The following is a 19,764-nucleotide window of genomic DNA, read 5'->3' as shown; positions in this document are numbered from 1 at the left end:
ACCATGATCGAGATCCTCAGCCCCGCCGAGCTGCTCCGAGCCAAGGACACGGGCGCGCTCGTCGCCCAGATCCTGCAGACCCTCAAGGGTCGCAGCACGGTGGGCACCAACCTCCTGGACATCGACCGCTGGGCCCGGCAGATGATCGCCGACGCGGGCGCGCTGTCCTGCTACGTCGACTACGCGCCGTCGTTCGGCAGCGGCCCGTTCGGGCACCACATCTGCACGTCGGTCAACGACGCGGTCCTGCACGGGCTGCCGCACGACTACACGCTCGCGGACGGCGACCTGCTCTCGCTCGACCTCGCCGTCTCGCTCAAGGGCGTCGTCGCCGACTCGGCGATCAGCTTCGTCGTCGGGTCCGCGAGCCCGCAGGACGAGGCCATGATCGACGCGACCGAGCGGGCCCTGCGCGCGGGGATCGCGGTGGCGATGCCCGGTGCGCGCGTCGGCGACCTCTCGCACGCGATCGGCGAGGTGCTGACCGCGGCGGGCTACCCGATCAACGGCGACTTCGGCGGCCACGGCGTCGGGTCGACGATGCACCAGGACCCGCACATCGCCAACGACGGGCGCGCGGGCCGCGGCTACACGCTGCGCCCCGGCCTGCTCCTGGCGCTCGAGCCGTGGGTCATGGCCGACACCGACGAGCTCGTCACCGACGCCGACGGCTGGACGCTGCGCAGCGCGACGGGCTGCCGGACCGCGCACAGCGAGCACACCATCGCGATCACCGACGACGGTGCCGAGGTCATGACCCTGCCCTGACCGCCTGAGACACCTGCGCGGAGCGACCGTCGCCGGTGAGCAGCGAGACCCGGAGCGTGAACGGCGGCGCCACCCGGACGACCACGTCGTACTCGTGCGGCTGCTCGAGGGTCGCCCGCGTCACGACGATCGGTGCGGTGCTGATCCGGGCGCGGCGGGGGACGTCCGGCAGCGCGATCGACAGCGAGACGGGCAGCGTGACCGGCCCCGGCAGGCCCGGCAGGCGGATGTCCTTCACGGCGTCGGAGCTCAGCGCGTCGGGCAGGTCGAGCCGCTGCAGCGCCTCGCGGACCGCCCGCGCACCGGACGGGTCCGCCGCAGGCACCCGCAGGGGCAGGCGGATCGGCGGGAAGGTCCGGCGCGACGCCGAGACCAGCACGGTGAGGACGGTCGGAGGCAGGTCCTCGAGCGGCGCGTCCGACGCGACCCGCGCGAGCACGTAGCCGGACAGCAGCTGGACCGAGACAAGGTCGAGCGAGGGCGGGTCCGGCACCCATGCGGGCACGGTCACGGCCTGGGCCGACGAGCGTCCGGCCGGGTCGACGAGCGTCACGGCCACCCCGACCGCCGAGGTGGCCACGGGTCGCGTGAACCACAGGGCCAGAGGCGTGCGCCCGGCCGCGCGCGGTCCGGCGACGAGAGCGAACGCGGCAGGCGGCGAGGTCCCGGTCACGGGCCCGGCCGGCACGAGACCCAGCGCGAGCGGGTCCGCAGTCCCGATGCCGTCCGCGACGGCAGAGACCCGGAAGACCCCGTCAGCCAGCGTCCGGGAGGTCGACGACGTCGACGTGGTCACGAGCACCCCGTCGTGACCCCCGCCGAACACGGTCGCGACGAGCGGCGCGAGGTCCGGCGGGCCGGCCGGCCGGACGCGGACGACGACGTCGTCGCTGGCCGGCGAGGGCAGGCCCCGAACCGCCTCGACGGGCACGGTGAGCACGGGCACGGCGACTGCCCGCACGTGCCAGTCGTCCCACGACTCGTCGAACGCCCCCGACCACGACCCCGAGTACAGGGCAAGCCCGGACGCCGGGTCGACGGGCGCGCCGGGGCCGGGTGCGACGGCGGGCACCGTCGCGAAGGCGGGTCCCATCGTCTCCGGGCGCAGGGCGGCCTCGGCGGAGCGGGTGCGGTAGAGCAGGAACGAGGCGACGGGCACGTCGGAGTCGGCGGACAGCGACACCGAGACCGTGCCGGCGGCGCCGAGCACCGTCCGCACGCGCGGCGGCCCGGGGTGGCGCAGGCGCGGCGCGGCCACGGACTGCAGGACGGCGTGCGCGGGCGAGCCGGTGGGCCAGTCGGACGCGACGCCCGTCGGGGACAGCGTGGTGACGGTGAACAGGTGGATGTCGGTCGACCCCGCGGGCAGCGCGACGTCGGCCTCGCGGGCGGTGCCGGGCAGCTCGAGCAGGCGGCGGAAGGCCGCGCGCCTCGCCGTCGGCGTCATCCCGTCGTACGCGGCCCACAGCTGCGCGAGCCGCACGCCCGGCAGGGTCCCGTCGGGCGCCTTCTGCGCGAGGCCGGCAGCCTGCCGCAGCGACGTCTCGGCCGCCTCCCACACGGCGATGCCCTTGCGGCCGTCGAGCGCCGCACCCGCCGCGACCGACCAGTGCACGCGCACGTGGCTGCGTCCCTGGGCGTCGGGGGTCGAGCCGATCGGCACCCCGGGCGGGGCCGGCGGCAGGATCGGGGGGACGGGCACCGGGCTCGCGACGTTCGCGATGGCGGGGTGCGCGGGGTCGGGGAGCCAGCCCGCGTCGCCCACGGCGACGAGCGGCACGCGCGCCCAGACCTGCACGCCCCAGCGCGGGGTGGCGGAGAAGTCGAGCGTCGGCACCGGGATCGTCACCCGGTAGCGACGGCCGTACGCGCCCTGCGCGGAGCCGGGCGCGACGACCGCGTCGCCCTCCTCGTCCAGGTGCTCGATCGTCACGTCGCCGGGGCCGGTCAGCGTCTCGCCCACGAAGGGCAGGGTGACGTCGCGCCGGAACGCCCCGGCGGGCGCGGCGGCGACGGGGTCGACGCCCGCGGGCGGGGGTGCAGCCGCCGTGGGGGTGCGGAACAGCACGGCGGCGAGCGCGACCGACGAGGGCGTGCGGTCGCGCCACTCCACGGAGATCTCGACGGCCAGGGTCGCAGGGCACGTCGTCGAGCCGGTGTAGCTGCTGGTCAGCGAGACGCCGACGACGTGCGGCCCGGGCGGCCCGGGCTCGTCGCCGTCCCAGGGCACGTCGGCCCACGGGGACCAGACGCCGAACACGTCCTGCACCGCGATGGGGTAGCCGACGTGCCGACCGCCGCTGCCGAGCGGGATCTCCTGGTCGGCGTCGACCATCGACGTGCGGGTGGAGGCAGGCGTGGGGGCCGGCCCGTCGGGCACGAGCACGAGCGCGCGGCGGTCGCCCGCGAGCCGCTCGTCGACCAGCACCTCGGCGGCCGAGGCCCCCGTGTACCGGGCGATGACCCCGGACGTCGGTCGGCCCATCGCGACCGACCCGGGCACGCGGTCCCACTGCACCTGCACCGACTCGCGCCACGCGCCGTCGCGCGACTCCGGCGCCAGCAGGCCCGAGCGGCGGGTGGTCAGCGCGTGCGGGGTGGTGGTGGCGATGTGCGGCTCGGGCTCGGGGACGTACGCGGCGACCTGGACCGGCCCGGTGCGGGCCGGGGTGTCGGGGTAGTCGGCCGTGACCATGAACTCGAGACCCTCGCCGCGGGGCAGCTGCGTGGCCGGGTAGGCGGTGCCGAAGCCGGTGGCCAGCGCGAGGAACGGGTCGGCCGACGCAGGCAGGGTCAGCAGGGACAGCGGCGAGAGCGTCGCGGTCGTCGCGAGCGACGACGTCCGGCCGCCCGACGAGGGCGGGTCGACCGGCGGGGAGTCCGCGAGCGCCGCCTGGTCTGCCGGGGTGCGGCCGGGCCGGTAGAGCCGGTCGATCCGGGGCAGCAGGTCCCCGACGACCTCCTTGAGCAGCGCGGTCGGGTCCGGCGCGCGCCACGCGGGCGAGACGGCGTGCCCGGTCGAGGTCACCGGCGCCCAGCCGAGCGGCGGGCCGCCACGGTCGAGGCGCTGCTGGGCCGCGGTCACCGGGTCGGTGAGCGCCGAGATGATGCCCTGCTTCGAGGTGTCGTAGTCGGTGCCCGGCCACGTGGCGTCGACGGGCAGCCCGACGAGCTCGATCGGCTTCCAGCCGGGGTCGTCGATCATCTCCTGCAGGGGCACGATCTGGACCTGGGGGTCGGTGCCGTTGCTCAGCAGGACGCGGGTGATACCCGCCGTCTTGAGCCGCAGGATCGCGCGCCCGCCGCCGGGCACGGTCACGGCCGCGGCGCCCATCGCCTCGGTGAGCCCGCCGCCCCGGTAGGTCCCGACGATGCCGACGGGCTGGGTCGCGTCGACGACCTGGCAGTCGACGACGACGATCGCGGCGATCGTCGGCAGCCGCAGGACGAGCCCGTCGTCGTGCTCGCGCACCACCACGTCGACCTTGCCGACCTTCGGCCGCGGCCGGCCCACCCACACGGTGAACGGTCCGAACGGCACGCCCAGCAGCGGGTTGCACTGCCAGCGCAGCTGCACGTCGACGGCCCGCTCCTTGAGCTCGGCCGCGGCGTTGCGGATCCACGGCGCGACCGAGTCCGACACGTGCGTGGTCGCGTGCAGGCCGCGCACGCCGACGAGCTGCCCACGCAGCACCGTCGCCCACGGCACCTGCGACCCGGTCGCCCGCAGCCAGTACGGACGGGAGATGCGATCCATCAGTCCTCCACCTCCCAGGGGGCCCGCTCGAGCAGCACCTGCACGGCGGTCACGGCCGCCGCGGCGGTGCCGGACAGGTCGTCGGCCTCCCGCCGCAGCTGCACGGTCAGCTGCTTGCCGCGCGCACCCGCGCCCAGCAGGATCACGGCCCGGGTGTCGCCGGGTGCGCGCACGACGCGCGTCACCGGTGCGCCGCCGCCCGCCACGGCCAGCGTCATCCAGTCGCCTGGCCTCGGCGCCCACCACTCGTGCGTCGGGTCGTCGGCGTCGACCGGTCCCGTGACGCGCGTCGCGACCAGCCGCGAGCGCCACAGGGCCTCGCTGCCCTCGACGACCACGGCGACGGGCTGCGGCACCGCGTCGGGCGACCACAGCACCTGGACCGCGGGGTACCGGGGCACCTGCGGCACGGGGAGCCCGGCCGCCTGGAACGCCTCGTCGAGCTGGCCGCCGGTCGGCCGCTCCGCGAGGGTCGCGAGCCCGGCGGGGACCGGGACCAGCGCGTGCAGGGGGCGCGTCGCGGCGAGCAGGCGGGCGAGCTCGGGCACGTCGTGGAACCGCGACGTGGTGAACGGCACGCGGTAGAGCCGTCGGCCCTCCGCGTTCTCGGGGGCGCCCTTGGTCACGGCGAGCACGTCGAGCAGGTAGTCGGTCAGCGGCTCGAGCGGGTAGTCGAGCGTGATGACCGAGTGGTAGGTCGTCGACCCGGCATCGGGCGTGCACGGCAGGGTGTCGAGCAGCGCGGTCACCGTCTCCTGCCACGGCGTCATCACCGCGACCCCCTCGACCGCGGCGAGCAGCGTGCCGTCGACCTCGGCGGGGATCGTCAGGGGCACGCCGGGGCCACCGCCGCCGGGGGGCGACGGGTGCCGGCCGGACGCGGACCGCACGACGACCCGGATCTCCTCGCCGTACGCGTCGAACAGCGCGCCGACCTTCTGGGTGGCCAGCGCGATGCGCAGCGGCTCGCCGAGCAGCACGCCCGCCTCCCCGACGCCCGGCGCGGTGGTCAGCAGCCACGGCTCGAGCCGCTCGGGAGCCTTGTCCGTGCCGTCGGCGCGGAAGCGGAACTCCTGCGGGGTGCCCGCGGTGTACGACTCGGGGACGGTGGCGGCCGGCTTGGCCTCCTGCTTGATCGACTGCGCCTCCCAGCTCACGCGCACGGTGTACTCGCGGCCGGGCAGCAGCAGGGCGTGGTCGTCGGGGTCGTCGGTCACGGCCGTGACGACGGCGCCCTTGTCCGTGGTGATCGTCGTGGTGTCCCAGTCCTCGCGGTGCAGCTCGGCCGCCGTGGTCCCCGCGGCGGCGACGACCCAGAAGGCGAGGCCGAGGAGGTCCTTCGCGTCACGGTCCCAGCCGATCTCGATCTCCACCGTGCCGTCCGGCACCTTCGGCGTGAGCAGCACCGGCAGCAGCCCCCCGCCGGCGGCCATGACGCGCGCCGCGATCTGGGCCGCACGCTGCACGGGGTCGGACCACGGGTCGGCCAGCCACTGCGGCGGGATGGGGTGGCTCGAGGTGATCATGTCCGCGCCGCTCGCGCGGTACTCGTCGATGACGTTCCCGTCGGCGTCGCGTGAGCGCAGCACCAGCCCCTTCTCGATGCCGCGACGAGGCACGAGCAGCAGCGCGTCGAACGACGCGAGCCCCGCCTCGACCCGCAGCGTGACGCTGTCCGCGAGCTCGCTCGGGGAGAACCGCAGCGCGTCCCACGCCTGCTTGACCTGCTCGATCTCGAGGTCGTCGGCGCCCGGGGCGGGCTCGGGCTCGTCGCCGGTGGGCGAGCGCAGGATGCGCCCCTCGCACTGGCTCTGGCCGTCCCCGGTCGCGACGCGCCCCCACGCGGCCTGCGCGTCCTGCAGCGAGACGCCCCCCGCGAGCAGCGCAAGCACGTCGGGGGTCCCGGCGCCCGCGGCCGGCAGCGAGCCAGGCCCGAAGGTCGCGGCGGAGCCGTTCGTGGCGGCCAGCGCCTCGCGGCGGGTCCCGAGGACCCCGCCCTTGCGCGGGCAGGTCACGCGGTCGCCGACGACGACGGCCGGGTCCGTGCCCTGCAGGAGGTCGACGAACGCGTCGCCGGTCCGCCACGGCTCGCGCACCACGGCCTGGGAGTCGGGCGGTGCCGAGCGCCAGGTGCCGGGCTCGTCGGGCCACGCCACCCCGGTCAGCGTCCAGCCCGCCGCGGAGGGGCCGGTGGCCTGCTCGTCGAAGGTCCACAGCACCGGGACGGCCTTGGCGACGGGCGTGCAGATCGTGCCCCAGCGCTCCTCGACGGTCGTCGTGAGCTCGCGGCCGAGCGTCACGGCACGCGGGGTCGCGGTCGGCAGCCACGACAGCAGGGCGAGCGCGGGCCCGACCAGCGGGTCGCCGACGAGTGCGCGCGCCCACCAGGTCGCCGGGGTCTTGCCGGCCGTGAGGTCGCCGACGAGCTCGACCTTCGTGACGCGGTAGCGGAACCAGGAGTCGCCCCGCTGGACCCACGGGTTGGCGGGCAGCCCGTTGGCGCCGCGCGCGACCCCGCCGAGCACGACGTCCCCCGCCTTGACGCCCGGCGCGGTCTCGAACAGCACGACCGGGATCGCGTCGAGCGGCACGCTCGGCAGCTCGTCGGCCGACCCCGCCTCGACCGCCCGGCCGATGACCCCGTCGACGGCCCGGTCCACCGCGGACCCGTCCACCAGCGCGGGCGAGCGCGAGACCAGGCTGACGCCCGAGACCAGCGGCGGTGGGACGAGCGGCAGCGGGGTCGGGTCGCCGATGGTCAGCTCGACGCAGCCCTTGACGCTGAAGAAGAAGAAGTCGACCTCGCCGCACACCTGGCCGTGCACGTACGTCCGGTCGACGACGTGCTCGGTCGGCAGCCCCTGGTCGACGACCTGGCGCCCGACGAGGACGGTCAGCTCGGCGCTCGCGGAGATGCCGATGATCCACAGCCGCAGCTCGCCGGAGACGTAGATGCGCCCGCCGATCGCGAACGGGGAGAACGAGACGATCGCGTCGAAGCCCGCGGCCACCTCCAGGTACAGGCCGACGGCCTTGGAGCCCATCAGCACGACGCTGATGTGGAACCCGACGGCGACCGTGATGCCCGTGGTCACGAGCGGGAGGCCCTCGATGTGGATCGTCGTGCCGTCGCCGTGGACCATGAGGTAGCCGGTGCCCTCGAAGACGTCCAGGACGTTGACGGTCACCGGGTTGGTGTTCGTGCCGAGGTCGACGAACCACTGGTCGAGGTGGTTGACGTCGAAGAACGCGGTCACCGGGACGCGGATGGTCAGCAGGCTCGGCACCTCGTAGGACGCGACCAGGCCGATGGTGATCGTGCCGCGGCCGAAGTCGAGGTCGAGCACCGCGAGGAACGTGGCCTGCTCGCTCGGGTTCTTCAGGGCCGGGGGCGCCTTGATGACGTCGGCCTTCATGGCGAACAGCAGTCGCGGGCCGGGCACCTCGACGAGCACGAGCCCCTTGAGGTGGACGATGTAGCCGCCCTCGGACGTGCCGAGCAGGATGCCGCCGGCCACCGCGAAGGCACCGGGCTGCACCTTCCAGCCGGAGGGCTTCATGACCGAGCCGTTGGGGTCGGTGAGCTGGGACTGCAGCCACGCCAGGGCGGGGACCTGGACGCCCGTGGGCTCGTCGCGCGCGAAGTTGACGGCGATGCCGCCGAGGAAGCCGTAGATCGCCAGCCCGGAGTTGGCCAGCGGGATCGGCACGGGGAACTCGACCTCGGCGCCGATGAGGACCCCGGTCACGCCGTCCTTCTGCTTGACCGCGATCTGCGCGGCGATGCGCAGCTTCACGGGCGTCAGGGTCGCGTCGAACGCCCCCTCGAACCCGGACTCGTCGATCTTGACGTACCCGGAGCCGTGGATGACGTTCGGCACGTCGATGCTCGCGCCCAGCGCGGTGAGCTGGGGGAACTCGGCCTGGTCGAGCCGGATCCGCACGCGCGCCGAGTCGACGGTGACGATGCCGAGGTCGATGCCGAGGCCGACCTCGACCTCGAGGTAGAGCGGGTTGTCGCGGCTGATCCGGCCGCCGATGACGCGCAGGATGTCCTTGAGCGCGTCGGGCCCGATGAGCGAGCCCATCGGGATGTCGAGCGAGTAGCCCGCCGACGGGTCGAACACGGGGAGCGGCACGTACTGGACGGTCCCGTCCGGCTGCGGGTCGGAGCGCCACTGCGAGCGCAGGCCGACCGCCTTGTAGCGCGCGGTCAGCGGCTTGGTCGGCTCGACCTTGAGGATGCCGATGTCGAACGTGAACGCCGTCTCGACGTCGAGCAGCACGCTGACGCTCGTGCTGCGTGGACCGTCGCCGGTGGCGGGGTCGACGAGCCCGCTCGTGACGACCAGCTGCCCGCCGTGCAGCGTGATCTTCTGGGTCTTGATGACCCCGGCCGCGCCGACGCCGACAGCGAGCCCGCCGGCGATGACCATCGGCACGAGCTCGCCCGCGGTGGGGGAAGGCGGCGTGACGGCGGCCAGCAGCGGGGACAGCACCGCGACGGCCCCGAGGATGTCGAGGCCGGTCTGGTCGCCGGCGCCGCGGACCTGCTGCCACAGGCCGTCCTTGTCCGCGTCGATGGCCTTGAACTGCGCGGTGACGTCCCAGCTCGAGCGGTCCTCGGCGATGCGCAGCCGCAGCAGGAACTGGCTGATCCCGTCGTTCGGGTTGTCGCGCGGCGGGATGGTCGCGCCGGGCTTGACCGAGCCGATCTGGTTCTCGGCCGCGGTCTGGATGTCGATCTCGCCGTAGATCTCCGCGCGCACGAACGTCGAGCGGACGAGCTCCACCGTGACGCCGAGCTTGCGGAAGCACGCCGGGACCGGGGTGCGGGTGGGAGCCGGGTCGGTGGTCTGCGGCGGCGGGTCGGCGGCCGGGCGCTCGAGGTGGGCGGTGACGTCGATGGTCTGGTCGACCGCGGCGCTGGCCCGGGCGTGCCACCAGTCGGGGGCGTCCTGCGCGGGCGTTCCGGTCGGGCCGCTGGCCTGGGCGTCGGTCTCGCCGTGCCCCGGGTCGACCGGGGTGACGTCCGTGAAGTGCAGCTCCGTGCGGGAGGTGTCCTCGAGCAGCGCGATCAGGGCGTCGCGGCGGCGCTCGGACAGCTCGCGGTTGTAGCCCGCGGTGCCGGAGTGCCCCTCGTAGGAGGCCCATCCCTCGACGGTCCAGTGCACGTTCTTCGGCAGCGCACCGAGGCGGGCCAGGCCGTCCGGGCTGAGCAGGTTCGGCGCCGTGCCGGGATCGGTGCGGGTGCGGAAGCGCTGCGAGCGGAGGTTGCCGGGCGCCATCCACCAGGGCGTGGACGGGCCGCTGCGCATCTCGTCGGGGGTCGGGTGGTCGAACGAGTAGTAGGCGTCGATCGTCGTCGTCGCCCCGCCGCCCGTGCGCGTGATCCGGGCCTGGACGTCGACGGGCGTGCCGGTGGCGACGTCGACCTGGGCGGTCGGGCCGGTGACCGGCGCGTGCCCGGCCCAGGTCCAGGTCACCGTTCCGTGCGGGTCCTCGTTCAGCGAGACGGTCACGGCGTTGCCGGTCGCGGCCTGCGTGCGGACCCGGAAGCCGACGTTCGACGTGGTGGTGGGCACGACGTCGCGCGCGGACGACGAACCGTGGGCCGCACCCGTGCGGCGGTGGGCGTCGAAGGTCCTCGTCGTCGCGTGCGACCCCGCGTCCGTGACGGTGACCTCGACGTGCACGGTGCCCGTGTCGGGGACGGTCAGCGCGACGCGGTCGGAGAGGGTCTCGGTGCCGTCGACGAGCAGCCGGATGCGCAGGGGAGCGATGCCTCCGCCGCCGTCGACGAACATCGTCACGTCCTCGGGCAGCTCGACCGCGGAGATCGGGTCGGTGTCCGGGACGCCGATCCACTCGCCCGCCGGCGTCTGGAAGCGGATCCGCACGGTCGGCGCGGACCCGCGGTTGACGACCTCGGCGTTGAGCTCCCCGGTCACGCCGGCGTGCGCCCCGAACCCGATCCACAGGTTGCGCACGCCCGCGCTCACGGCGAGCCCCTCGAGCCCGTTCGGCGCGACGAACAGCCGCACCTCGGGCAGGTAGAGCCCCTGCCACTCGTCGGGCATCGTGCGCGCACCCGCCGGGACGCCGGACGGCCCGGCCGTGCCGGACAGGTCGAGCACCGCGGCCCGGAACGCGAACCCGACCACGTCGCCCGGCCCGACGAGCGCGTACGGCGGCTCCATCCGCACCAGGTCGACCACGGGGTCCTCGGGCGTCCCGGCGCTCGGCACGGGGATGAGGTCGACGCTCACTGACCCGCCGGCCGGGCGCAGCACGCGGACCTTGACGCTGGGGAGCCTGAACCGCACGAGGGGATGCGCCGGGTCGGCGCGCAGCTGTCCCTGGGCGTCGAGCATCGCGCCGCGCAGGTACGGCATGCGGATCGCCGAGCTCGGGACGGTCAGGGTGACGCGCACCGTGCCGTCGGGATCGCCACCGGGGCCGGTCAGCCGCAGCCCCAGCTCGATCCCGAAGCCGGACGAGAGCTCGATCGCTCCCCCGTCGCCGGTCGACCCGCCGTGCGTGACCGCGCCGCTGCTCAGGTCCATCTCGAGCGACCGGTCACCGCCGATCGTCGTCGACCAGATCTTCCACGTGCCATCGTCCTCGGCGCGCTCGGTCGAGGTCGGGGTGTCGACCGAGTCGAGCAGCGGGCGCAGGGTGTCGAGCGCCCCACCGGAGGTGGTCGAGCCGGGCAGGTCGTCCCAGAGCGTCATCGCCTGGCCTTCCGCGCGGGAATCCGTGTCACCCGAAAGGGGGACAAACCAGGCATAGAGATACATGCCCATCCGCGTCAAGGGCTCCACCGCCCCACCCACCGGCCCGAGATAGCCGCACTTGTGACAGGAGTTGTCTGGTGGGGCGCGACGGCTGCGTCAGGAGTGCACTCCCGTCACAAGTGCGGCGGGATGCGTCGCCGACGTGCGCGCGGGGCCGCCCGGTGTGACCGTCAGGGGGTGACCCGATTCGGATACACCCTCATGACCGAGCAGTCCGGCCCCCGCGAGCTGGTCGGCTACGCCGTCGACGCCGAGAAGGCGGGCTTCGACCTGCTCGTCTCCTCCGACCACTACTTCCCGTGGCTGGACAGCCAGGGGCACGCGCCGAACGCCTGGACGCTGCTCGGCGCGGTCGCGCAGGCGACCAGCACCGTCGAGCTCATGACGTACGTGACCTGCCCGACCATGCGCTACCACCCGACGGTCGTCGCGCAGCAGGCCGCCACCCTCGCGGTGCTGTCGGGCGGGCGTTTCCAGCTCAACCTCGGTTCGGGCGAGAACCTCAACGAGCACGTGGTCGGCGAGGGCTGGCCGGCGGTCGGGGAGCGGCAGGACATGCTCGAGGAGGCGATCTCGATCATCCGCTCGCTGCTCGACGGCGAGGTCGTGACCTGGGAGGGCAACCACTTCCGGGCGGACCAGGCCAAGCTGTGGGACCTGCCCGAGAACCCGGTCGAGCTCGGCGTCGCGGTCAGCGGTGACCACTCGGTCGAGCGGTTTGCTCCGCTCGTCGACCACCTCGTGGCCGTCGAGCCGGACGCCGACCTCGTGACGAGCTGGGACAAGGCACGCGGCGGGGAGGCCTCCCGCAAGATCGGCCAGGTGCCGATCTGCTGGGACCCGTCGCGCGAGCGCGCGATCGAGCGCGCGCACGACCAGTTCCGGTGGTTCAGCGGCGGCTGGAAGGTCAACGCGGACCTGCCGATGCCGGCCGGGTTCGAGGCCGCGAGCCAGTTCGTCCGGCCCGAGGACGTCGCCGAGTCCATCTCGTGCGGGCCGGACATCGACGCGCACGTCGAGGCCGTCGCCGCCTACTGGGAGGCCGGCTTCACCGACGTGGCCATCGTCCAGATCGGGGACGACGGCCAGCAGCGGTTCCTCGACGAGGCTGCCGCTCCCCTGCTCGAGGCCCTGCGGGCCGCGGCGAAGACGACGGAGGACTGACCATGGCCGTGACGAGCTTCGGCGACCTGCCCCTGGCGGACCGCGACCGCGCGTGGGACGGCGCCGGCGCCGAGAAGCGGGTCCGCGCGTGGGCCGACGCCCAGGACGAGCCGAACGCGAAGTACCGCGACGCCCACGTCTGGTACGACGCGGACGCCAAGGAGAACTTCACCGGCTACAAGCTGCTCATCGCCGACGTGATCGACGGCAGGCTCAAGGCCGTCCCGCGCGGGGTCTTCGCCGCCGCTGCGGTGATGCAGGGCTCGCGCGGCGGCGTGGACCTGCCGGACAAGGACCGCGACCGGGTCAAGAGCCACCTGGCCAAGTACTACGCGAAGCTGGACGAGACGCCGCCCTGGGAGGACTGAGCGCTACGCGCCGAAGGCGGCGACGCGCTACGCGCCGAAGGCGGCGACGCCGGCGTGGTCGTCGGTGCGCAGCTCGAACCAGACGGTCTTGCAGTCGCCTGCAGCGTCGAGGTCGGACCCCCAGTCGCTCGCGAGCCTGTCGATGAGCCACACGCCGCGGCCCCCGCCGTCGGTCGGCGGGGCGTCACGGAGCACCGGCTCGTCGCGGTGGCTGTCGGTCGCCTCGACGCGGATGCGCTCGTCGTCCACGTCGACCCGCAGGATCACGGGCGGCCACGCGTGCTCGACCGCGTTGGTGACGAGCTCGCTGACGAGCAGGACCAGGAGCTCGCGGCGCTCGGCCGGGATGCCGGCCTCGGCGAGCTTGTCGGCGGCCCAGTGGCGTGCAGGAGCGACGGCCCTGTAGTGCGGGTCCACCGTCCGTTCGGCGCGCATCGCCGGCCCCCAGTCCTGTTCTCGTGACATGCGACGGTCCAACGGACCCACCGATTCGGCAACTCGAACTCGGCTCGATGTCCGAGATGTCCGAATACTGCCTGCCACCATGGGTGCCATGACCTCCTCGCCGCCTTCCCGCGCTCAGGTCCGACGGTGGCGGCAGTACCTGGCCGACGAGCGTGCCGAGGCGGCCGTCTACCGCGATCTCGCGTCGCGTCGCGCGGGTGAGGAGCGCGAGATCCTGCTCGCGCTCGCGGACGCCGAGAAGCGCCACGAGCAGCACTGGCTCGACCTGCTGGGGCCCGACGTGGGGCGGCCCGTGCGCGGCGACATCCGCACGCGCACGCTCGGCTGGCTCGCGCGCCGGTTCGGGTCCGTGTTCGTCCTCGCCCTCGCGCAGCGTGCGGAGGCCCGCTCGGAGTACGACGACGACGAGGACGCCACCGCTCAGATGGCGGCCGACGAGCGCATCCACGAGGAGGTCGTCCGCGGCCTGGCCGCGCGCGGCCGCAACCGGATGTCGGGCACGTTCCGCGCTGCCGTGTTCGGCGCCAACGACGGCCTGGTCTCCAACCTCGCGCTGGTGCTCGGCATCGGCGCGAGCGGCGCGTCGCCGCACACCGTGCTGCTCACCGGCCTGGCCGGCCTGCTCGCCGGAGCGCTGTCCATGGGCGCGGGCGAGTACGTCTCGGTGCGCTCCCAGCGCGAGCTGCTCGAGGCCTCCCGCCCCGGGCCGGCCGCGCGCGCCGCGCTGCCGCACCTGGACGTCGACGCCAACGAGCTGGCGCTGGTCTACCGGGCGCGCGGCATGGCGCCCGGCGACGCGCAGGCCCGCGCGGACCTCGTCCTCGCGTCGCTGACCGAGTCCACGTCGTCGGCCTTCGGGGTGCCGGGGAGCGACGAAGCCGCGCCGGACGTCGACGAGCACGAGACGGTCGGCAGCGCGATGGGTGCCGCAGGCGCGAGCTTCTGCTTCTTCGCGTCGGGGGCGCTCATCCCCGTCCTTCCGTACCTGCTCGGCGCCGAGGGTCTGGTCGCGGTGGCGTGGGCGTCCGGGCTCGTCGGCCTCGCGCTGCTCGGCACGGGCGCGACCGTCGGCCTGCTGTCCGGCGCCTCCCCCGGCAGGCGCGCGCTGCGCCAGCTCGCGATCGGCTTCGGCGCCGCCGCGGCGACCTACCTGCTGGGCCTCGCGTTCGGCGCGTAGCGCGGCCGCGCAAGCGGCCATCGTGCCGTGGCTCACGTGGACAGGGGGTTTAGGTAAGCCTCACCTTGTGCTTATCCTGGCCGCGTGACGACGACGACCGCCACCGACACGGTGACCGCGACCGAGCCGACCTTCCGCATGTTCGCGGTCCAGGTCGCCGCCGTGCAGCGCCTGTGCCCCAGCGTGCTGCGCCTGACGTTCACGGGCGACGACCTCGACCGGTTCGCCGACAACGGGTTCGACCAGCGGATCAAGTTCTTCCTGCCACTGGCCGACGCCCCGTACGACGAGCTGCTCGAGCTGGGCGCGTCCGCCGACTGGTACGGGCACTGGCGCGCGCTGCCCGACGAGCGCCGCCACCCCATGCGCACCTACACGGCCCGCTCCGTGCGCACCGACCGCCGCGAGGTCGATGTCGACATCGTGCTGCACGGCGACCTCGGCCCGGCCTCGCGCTGGGCGACGACCGCGGCCCCCGGCGACGAGCTCGTCATCTGCGGCCCGAACGGCGCGGCCGTCGGCCCGCACGGCGGCGTCGACTTCGTCCCGCCCGCCGTCACCGACCGCCTGCTCATCGCGGGCGACGAGACCGCGCTGCCCGCCATCGCCGGCATCCTCGAGCGCCTGCCCGCCGACTCGCGCGGCGAGGTCCTCATCGAGATGCCCTCGAGCGACGACCGCCTCGACCTGCTCGCCCCCGCCGGCGTGACCGTCCGCTGGTTCGGCCGCGACGGCTTGGCGCACGGCACCCTGCTGATCCCCGCCGTCCGCGCCGCCGCCGCCCGCATGCTGCCCGGCCAGGCGCCGGCCGCCGACATCGAGCTCGAGGACGTCGACGAGGACATGCTCTGGGAGGTCCCGGTCGACGAGCACGGCCAGCCCCTGCGCGAGATGGCCGCGATGTACGCGTGGCTGGCCGGTGAGTCCGGTGTCATCAAGACCCTGCGGCGCCACCTGGTGACCGAGTGCGGCGTGGACCGGAAGGCCGTCGCGTTCATGGGGTACTGGCGGCAGGGGAAGTCGGAGATCAACTGATCCCGACAGGCCCGAGCTCGTTGGTTCGATCCGCTCGTTCAGGGCGATAGCCTCCACGCACCGGCCAAGGCTGTGGCAATCGCGGCCTCGCTGCCACCTTTGATCCTGATCGGCGTCGCCAAGCTCGACGTGATCAGTGGGACACCAGACGGTGGACTGGCGAGCGCATCCCTCCTCAACCTCCGGCTCCTGCTCGGCACGAGATTCGACCCACTTCGCGCAGTCGTGCACTGGAACGACCGGCTGGCGCTTCAGGACGGTGCAGTCGACCACGCCCACGGCGAACCGACCGCCGCGGTTGACGTCCGGCCGCGCAGCGCACGAGCAGCCATCTTGTTCTTCCTGTGCGGCACGTGCGTCATTGCCGTGCTGCAGCCGTCGTGGTTCCTCGGGGAGTGGTGACTCGGATCAGCGGTTGCGGGTCGCTGGTCGGTCCAGCCTTGCGGTGACCTGCGAAGACGCCAGCAGTCGGCCGGCGTCTCCGCAGGTCACGCGCGGGTCACCTGACGTGCAGCGTCACCACCTTGCTCGTGACGGTGCCCTGGGCGTTGCGCACGACGACCTTCGCCTGCAACCCGTCCCGCGCGTGCGTGGCTGCCAGCTTCAGGCTCGTGTGCCTGCCGCCGGAACGCACCCAGGTGTGGGAGCCCGCCGCCTTGGTCCACCACTGGTAGGTGGCCTTCGGTGAGGCGGCAGCGGTGACGCGGAAGGTCGCGGCCCTACCGGCCTTCGCGCTCACCGACACGGGCTGCTTGGTGATGACCGGCTTGGCGGCCTTGACCGAGATCGTCGCCGCCTTGCTGGTCGTCGTGCCGACGGCATTCGTGAACACCGCCCGGTACTTCGCGCCCTTCAGCCCGGCGCTGACCTTGACCTTGAGGGTCGTGGACCGTGCACCCGAGACCGCCTTCCAGGTGCGGTCGCCGGCCAGCTGACGCTGCCAGGTCACCGTCGGGGCCGGGTAGCCCGACGCCTTGGCCGACAGGCTGACGGTCGAGGTCAGCCCGCCTGCGACCGACTTCGGCTGTGTCGACACCTTCGGTGCGACGCGGGTCACGTGGACGACGGCCGTCGTCGACGTGGCGGTGCCGGCGGCGTTCCTGAACACCGCGCGGTAGGCCGCGCCGTCGTTGGCAGCGGTGACCGCCACCCCGAGCGACGTTGACGTGCCCGCGGTGGCCACCCACGCGGTCGACCCGGGAGCCCGCCGCTGCCACGCGACGGTCGGTGCCGGGTAGCCGCTCGCAGCGGCACGCAGGGTTGCCGTGCTGCCGAGTGCCTTCGTCGTCGACGCCGGCTGCGTGGTCACCGCCGGGGCCGCCTGCGGGGTCGCCCTGACGACGACCGAGAAGGTCGCGCTGCCCACGTTGCCGGCCTTGTCCCGCGCAGTCGCGGTCACCTTCGTCGTGCCGACGGCGAAGGACGAGCCGGGCCGCACGGAGTACCTGACCGGGACGGAACCGTCGCGGTCGTCCGTGGCCATGGCGGTGAAGTCGACCTGCACACGGCTCGCGCCCTGCGGCAGGGTGGCGACCCGCGTCGAGGGCGGGTACACCTTCGGCGCGAGCTTGTCCGCGAGGGAGACGCCCTGCACGCCGTCCAGGTCCTGGCGGTGCTTGGTGATCACGAAGCCGTCGTCGGTCACGTCGACCTGGTAGATCTCACCGCGCACGGTCCCTTCGGACATGTGGTTGTGCTCGACCATGAGAGTCGTGCCGTCGAAGGCGGTGAACACCATCGAGTGGCCCTTGTCGGCGTAGTCGAGCTCGGGGAGCTGCTCCCACGGGCCCTCGAGGGAGCCGGTGCGGGAGATGGCCTGGGCGAGCACGTACCGGTCGTCGCGGTAGGTCGTCCACATCGTCAGGAGCGAACCGTCGGGCGTGGTCTTCATGAAGGCGCCATCAGTGACGTAGCCGGGCAGCTGCTTCTTGGACAGCAGCTTGTCGTCGGTGACCGAGGTGTACCGGCCGCCGTAGAGCGGGTCGCTGTAGAACGGCACCTCGGAGGCGCGCCACAGCAGGATGGGATCGCCGGCGGCGCCCGAGAGATCGTCCTTGAGCGGGATGGCCTCCATCGTCCCGTCCTGCTTCTGCACCCACTCGTGGGCGTAGATCATGTAGGGCTTGCCCGCGGGATCGACGTAGAACGTCCCGTCGAGCGTCATGAAGTCCTCCGGCGTCACCGGGGCGTCAGGGCTCAGGTCGACGAAGGGGCCGGTGGCCGTGTCGGAGACGGCGATGATCGTCGCCCGCCGGGTCGAGGCGACCCATCGGTTCGAGTCCTCGCTGGTGTCGACCGGGTGGGTGACGCTCGTGTTGTTGTGCAGCGTCGTGAACAGGTAGTACTTCCCCTTGTAGGCGTGCACCTCGGGTGCCCACGGGCTGGTGTTCGCGTTCCACTGCGTCCCGCCGGTCGGCACCGTGTAGACGATCGTCGGCACCGACCAGTGGACGAGGTCGAGCGACTGGTACGCCATCGTCCCCGACGCCTGGACGCCGCTCCCGCACGCGCCGGTGCGGCTGTTGCTGGTGTAGAGGAAGTAGCGCTTCGACGCCTGGTCGGCCACGATGAACGGGTCGTGCAGACCCATGTCCGGCATCGTGCACGGGAAGCTCGTCGCGAGCGCCTCGGTGGCCGGTGCGGCGGGCGGGGCGGTGGCGGCCGACGGGTTGCGGACGATCACGTCGAACGACGCCGTCGCGGTGTTGCCGGCCTTGTCCTTCGCCGTGACGGTGACCGTGCTCGTGCCTCGGGAGAAGTACGAGCCGGGCGTGCGCGAGTACGTCACCGCGACGTCGCCGTCGACGGCATCGACGGCGCTCGCGCGGTAGGACACGGACGCAGGCGAGCTCGAGGTCTCGACGACACGGGTGGACGGCACGTAGATGACCGGCGCCGTCGTGTCTGCGATCGTCACGCCGCTCACGCCGTCGAGGTCCTTGAGGTGCGCCGCGACCGTCAGGGCGCCCGAGTCGGCGTAGCCCGCCTCGTACAGCTCGGCGTGCGGACTCGCCGCCGGCCCCGCCTCGGCGAGCACCAGGGTCCGCCCGTCGAACGCGGTGAACGTGCTGGCCTCGCCACGGTCGCGAGGCAGCAGCTGAGGCTGCTGGACCCACGGCCCACGGATGTTGCCGGTCGGCGAGATCGCCTGCATCTGTGCGCGCTGCCCCTCGCGCTGCGTCGTCCAGAGCATGACCAGCGCGCCGTTCGGAGCGGTGATGACCTCGGGGTCCGACGCGACGTAGGGCGCCTGCTGATCGCTGTTCGCGGAGTTGAAGTCGGGGTCCTGGCTGCCGAAGTTCTTCTCCTTCCAGAACTTCGCGTCCGAACCCTTGAACAGGAAGAACTGGTCACCGACCGGCTCGTCGAGCGCGGCGTTCAGCTGGACGGCCTCGAACGTCCCGTCGATCTTCTGGTGCCAGTCGTGCGCGTACGCCAGGTACGGGGTGCCGTCGGGGTCGACGTAGAGCGTGCCGTCCCCTGTCGTCAGGACCAGGTCGGTCACCGGGTCCGCCAGATCGACCGGGGCGAACGGGCCCTGCGGCGTCGACGCCGACAGCACGACGGTCGCCTCGGGGTGCGTGCTGAAGTACCGGTTGCCGGAGCTGTCCCAGCCCGAGCCGGTCGTCCCTGTCTCCAGGACCGCGTCGGGGTCGGTCAGGGTGACGGTCATGTAGTAGGTGGCGCCGACCTTCTGCACCTCGGGCGAGGACGGGTTGGCCGGCGTGGCCGTCAGAGGATTGTCGGTCGCAGGGTTCTGGTCCGGGTCCGGGATCTGCCAGGCACCCGTGGTGCCGGTTGCCGTGTACGCCGCGGCGGGCATGCTCCAGTGCTCGAGGTCCTTGCTCGTCTGGACCTTGACCTGTGAGCTCCCCGATCCGACGCCTGCCGTATACAGGTAGTAGGTCTTCGTCGTCGCGTCGGCATAGATGGAGGGGTCCCGCGCGGTGATCGCATCGAGGGCGACGGGGTAACCCGGCGCGACGGGCGGCGCAGCGAGTGCCGGGCTCGCGGCGGCGAGACCGGCGGCAGCAACGGCGAGAGAGCTCAGCAGGCCGACGGCCCGGGCTCTCCTGGTTGCGTGGTGCGTGTGACGTGGCATGTGGCTTGCACTCCTTGTCCTGCAGGCGAGCCCCGTGGAGGCATGTCGGCACCGTGGACGGGACGTCAGGCGACGTCTCGCGCGGTTCGGGCATGACGACAACTGCACTCGGCGTGCGCTCGGCTGTCTGT

At 73.4% G+C, this 19,764-nt stretch carries 10 protein-coding genes; 6 read left to right on the top strand and 4 right to left on the bottom strand.

Going from position 1 to position 19,764, the window contains the following annotated elements; translation table 11 throughout:
* Nucleotides 1-3: 3 nt before the first annotated feature.
* Nucleotides 4-768: a type I methionyl aminopeptidase gene (gene map / locus EDF34_RS12185; protein WP_123371747.1), complete on the top strand. Its 765-nt coding sequence runs from the start codon at nt 4-6 to the stop codon at nt 766-768.
* Here the strand turns inward: map and EDF34_RS12180 are convergent.
* Nucleotides 752-4,525: a hypothetical protein gene (locus tag EDF34_RS12180; protein ID WP_123371746.1), complete on the bottom strand. Its 3,774-nt coding sequence runs from the start codon at nt 4,523-4,525 to the stop codon at nt 752-754. The two genes, map and EDF34_RS12180, sit on opposite strands and share 17 nt — an antisense overlap.
* Nucleotides 4,525-11,259 carry a DUF6603 domain-containing protein gene (locus tag EDF34_RS12175; protein WP_123371745.1) on the bottom strand — a complete coding sequence of 2,245 codons (6,735 nt, stop codon included), beginning with the start codon at nt 11,257-11,259 and terminating at the stop codon, nt 4,525-4,527. Before EDF34_RS12175 ends, EDF34_RS12180 begins: the two co-directional genes overlap by 1 nt.
* 240 nt (nt 11,260-11,499) lie before the next feature.
* Between EDF34_RS12175 and EDF34_RS12170 the strand changes: the two genes are divergently transcribed.
* Nucleotides 11,500-12,486, top strand: a complete 987-nt coding sequence (locus tag EDF34_RS12170) for an LLM class F420-dependent oxidoreductase (protein WP_123371744.1) — start codon at nt 11,500-11,502, stop codon at nt 12,484-12,486.
* Between the two features lie 2 nt (nt 12,487-12,488).
* Nucleotides 12,489-12,854, top strand: coding sequence for a hypothetical protein (locus EDF34_RS12165; protein WP_123371743.1), 366 nt, complete (start codon nt 12,489-12,491; stop codon nt 12,852-12,854).
* A 27-nt stretch (nt 12,855-12,881) separates the two neighbouring features.
* Here EDF34_RS12165 and EDF34_RS12160 read toward each other — a convergent pair whose 3' ends face one another.
* Complete coding sequence (locus EDF34_RS12160) at nt 12,882-13,319, bottom strand: ATP-binding protein (RefSeq protein WP_233575358.1); 438 nt, start codon at nt 13,317-13,319, stop codon at nt 12,882-12,884.
* An 88-nt stretch (nt 13,320-13,407) separates the two neighbouring features.
* On the opposite strand from EDF34_RS12160, the gene EDF34_RS12155 reads away from it, so the two are divergent.
* The 3 genes from EDF34_RS12155 to EDF34_RS12145 all read left to right on the top strand — a co-directional run bounded on the left by EDF34_RS12155 (nt 13,408) and on the right by EDF34_RS12145 (nt 15,933).
* Nucleotides 13,408-14,496, top strand: a complete 1,089-nt coding sequence (locus EDF34_RS12155) for a VIT1/CCC1 family protein (RefSeq protein ID WP_370450064.1) — start codon at nt 13,408-13,410, stop codon at nt 14,494-14,496.
* An 84-nt stretch (nt 14,497-14,580) separates the two neighbouring features.
* On the top strand, nt 14,581-15,531 hold the full coding sequence (locus EDF34_RS12150; RefSeq protein WP_233575357.1) for a siderophore-interacting protein: 951 nt from the start codon (nt 14,581-14,583) through the stop codon (nt 15,529-15,531).
* A 72-nt stretch (nt 15,532-15,603) separates the two neighbouring features.
* The gene (locus EDF34_RS12145) at nt 15,604-15,933 is read left to right on the top strand and encodes a hypothetical protein (protein ID WP_123371740.1); all 330 of its coding nucleotides are present in this window, start codon (nt 15,604-15,606) and stop codon (nt 15,931-15,933) included.
* Nucleotides 15,934-16,030: 97 nt separating this feature from the next.
* On the opposite strand, the gene EDF34_RS12140 is transcribed toward EDF34_RS12145, so the two are convergent.
* The gene (locus tag EDF34_RS12140) at nt 16,031-19,633 is read right to left on the bottom strand and encodes a family 43 glycosylhydrolase (RefSeq protein ID WP_123371739.1); all 3,603 of its coding nucleotides are present in this window, start codon (nt 19,631-19,633) and stop codon (nt 16,031-16,033) included.
* Nucleotides 19,634-19,764: the final 131 nt, after the last annotated feature.

Source organism: Cellulomonas sp. PhB150 (assembly GCF_003755175.1).
Classification (GTDB): domain Bacteria; phylum Actinomycetota; class Actinomycetes; order Actinomycetales; family Cellulomonadaceae; genus Cellulomonas.
This window is presented reverse-complemented; position numbering and strand designations above follow the sequence as displayed.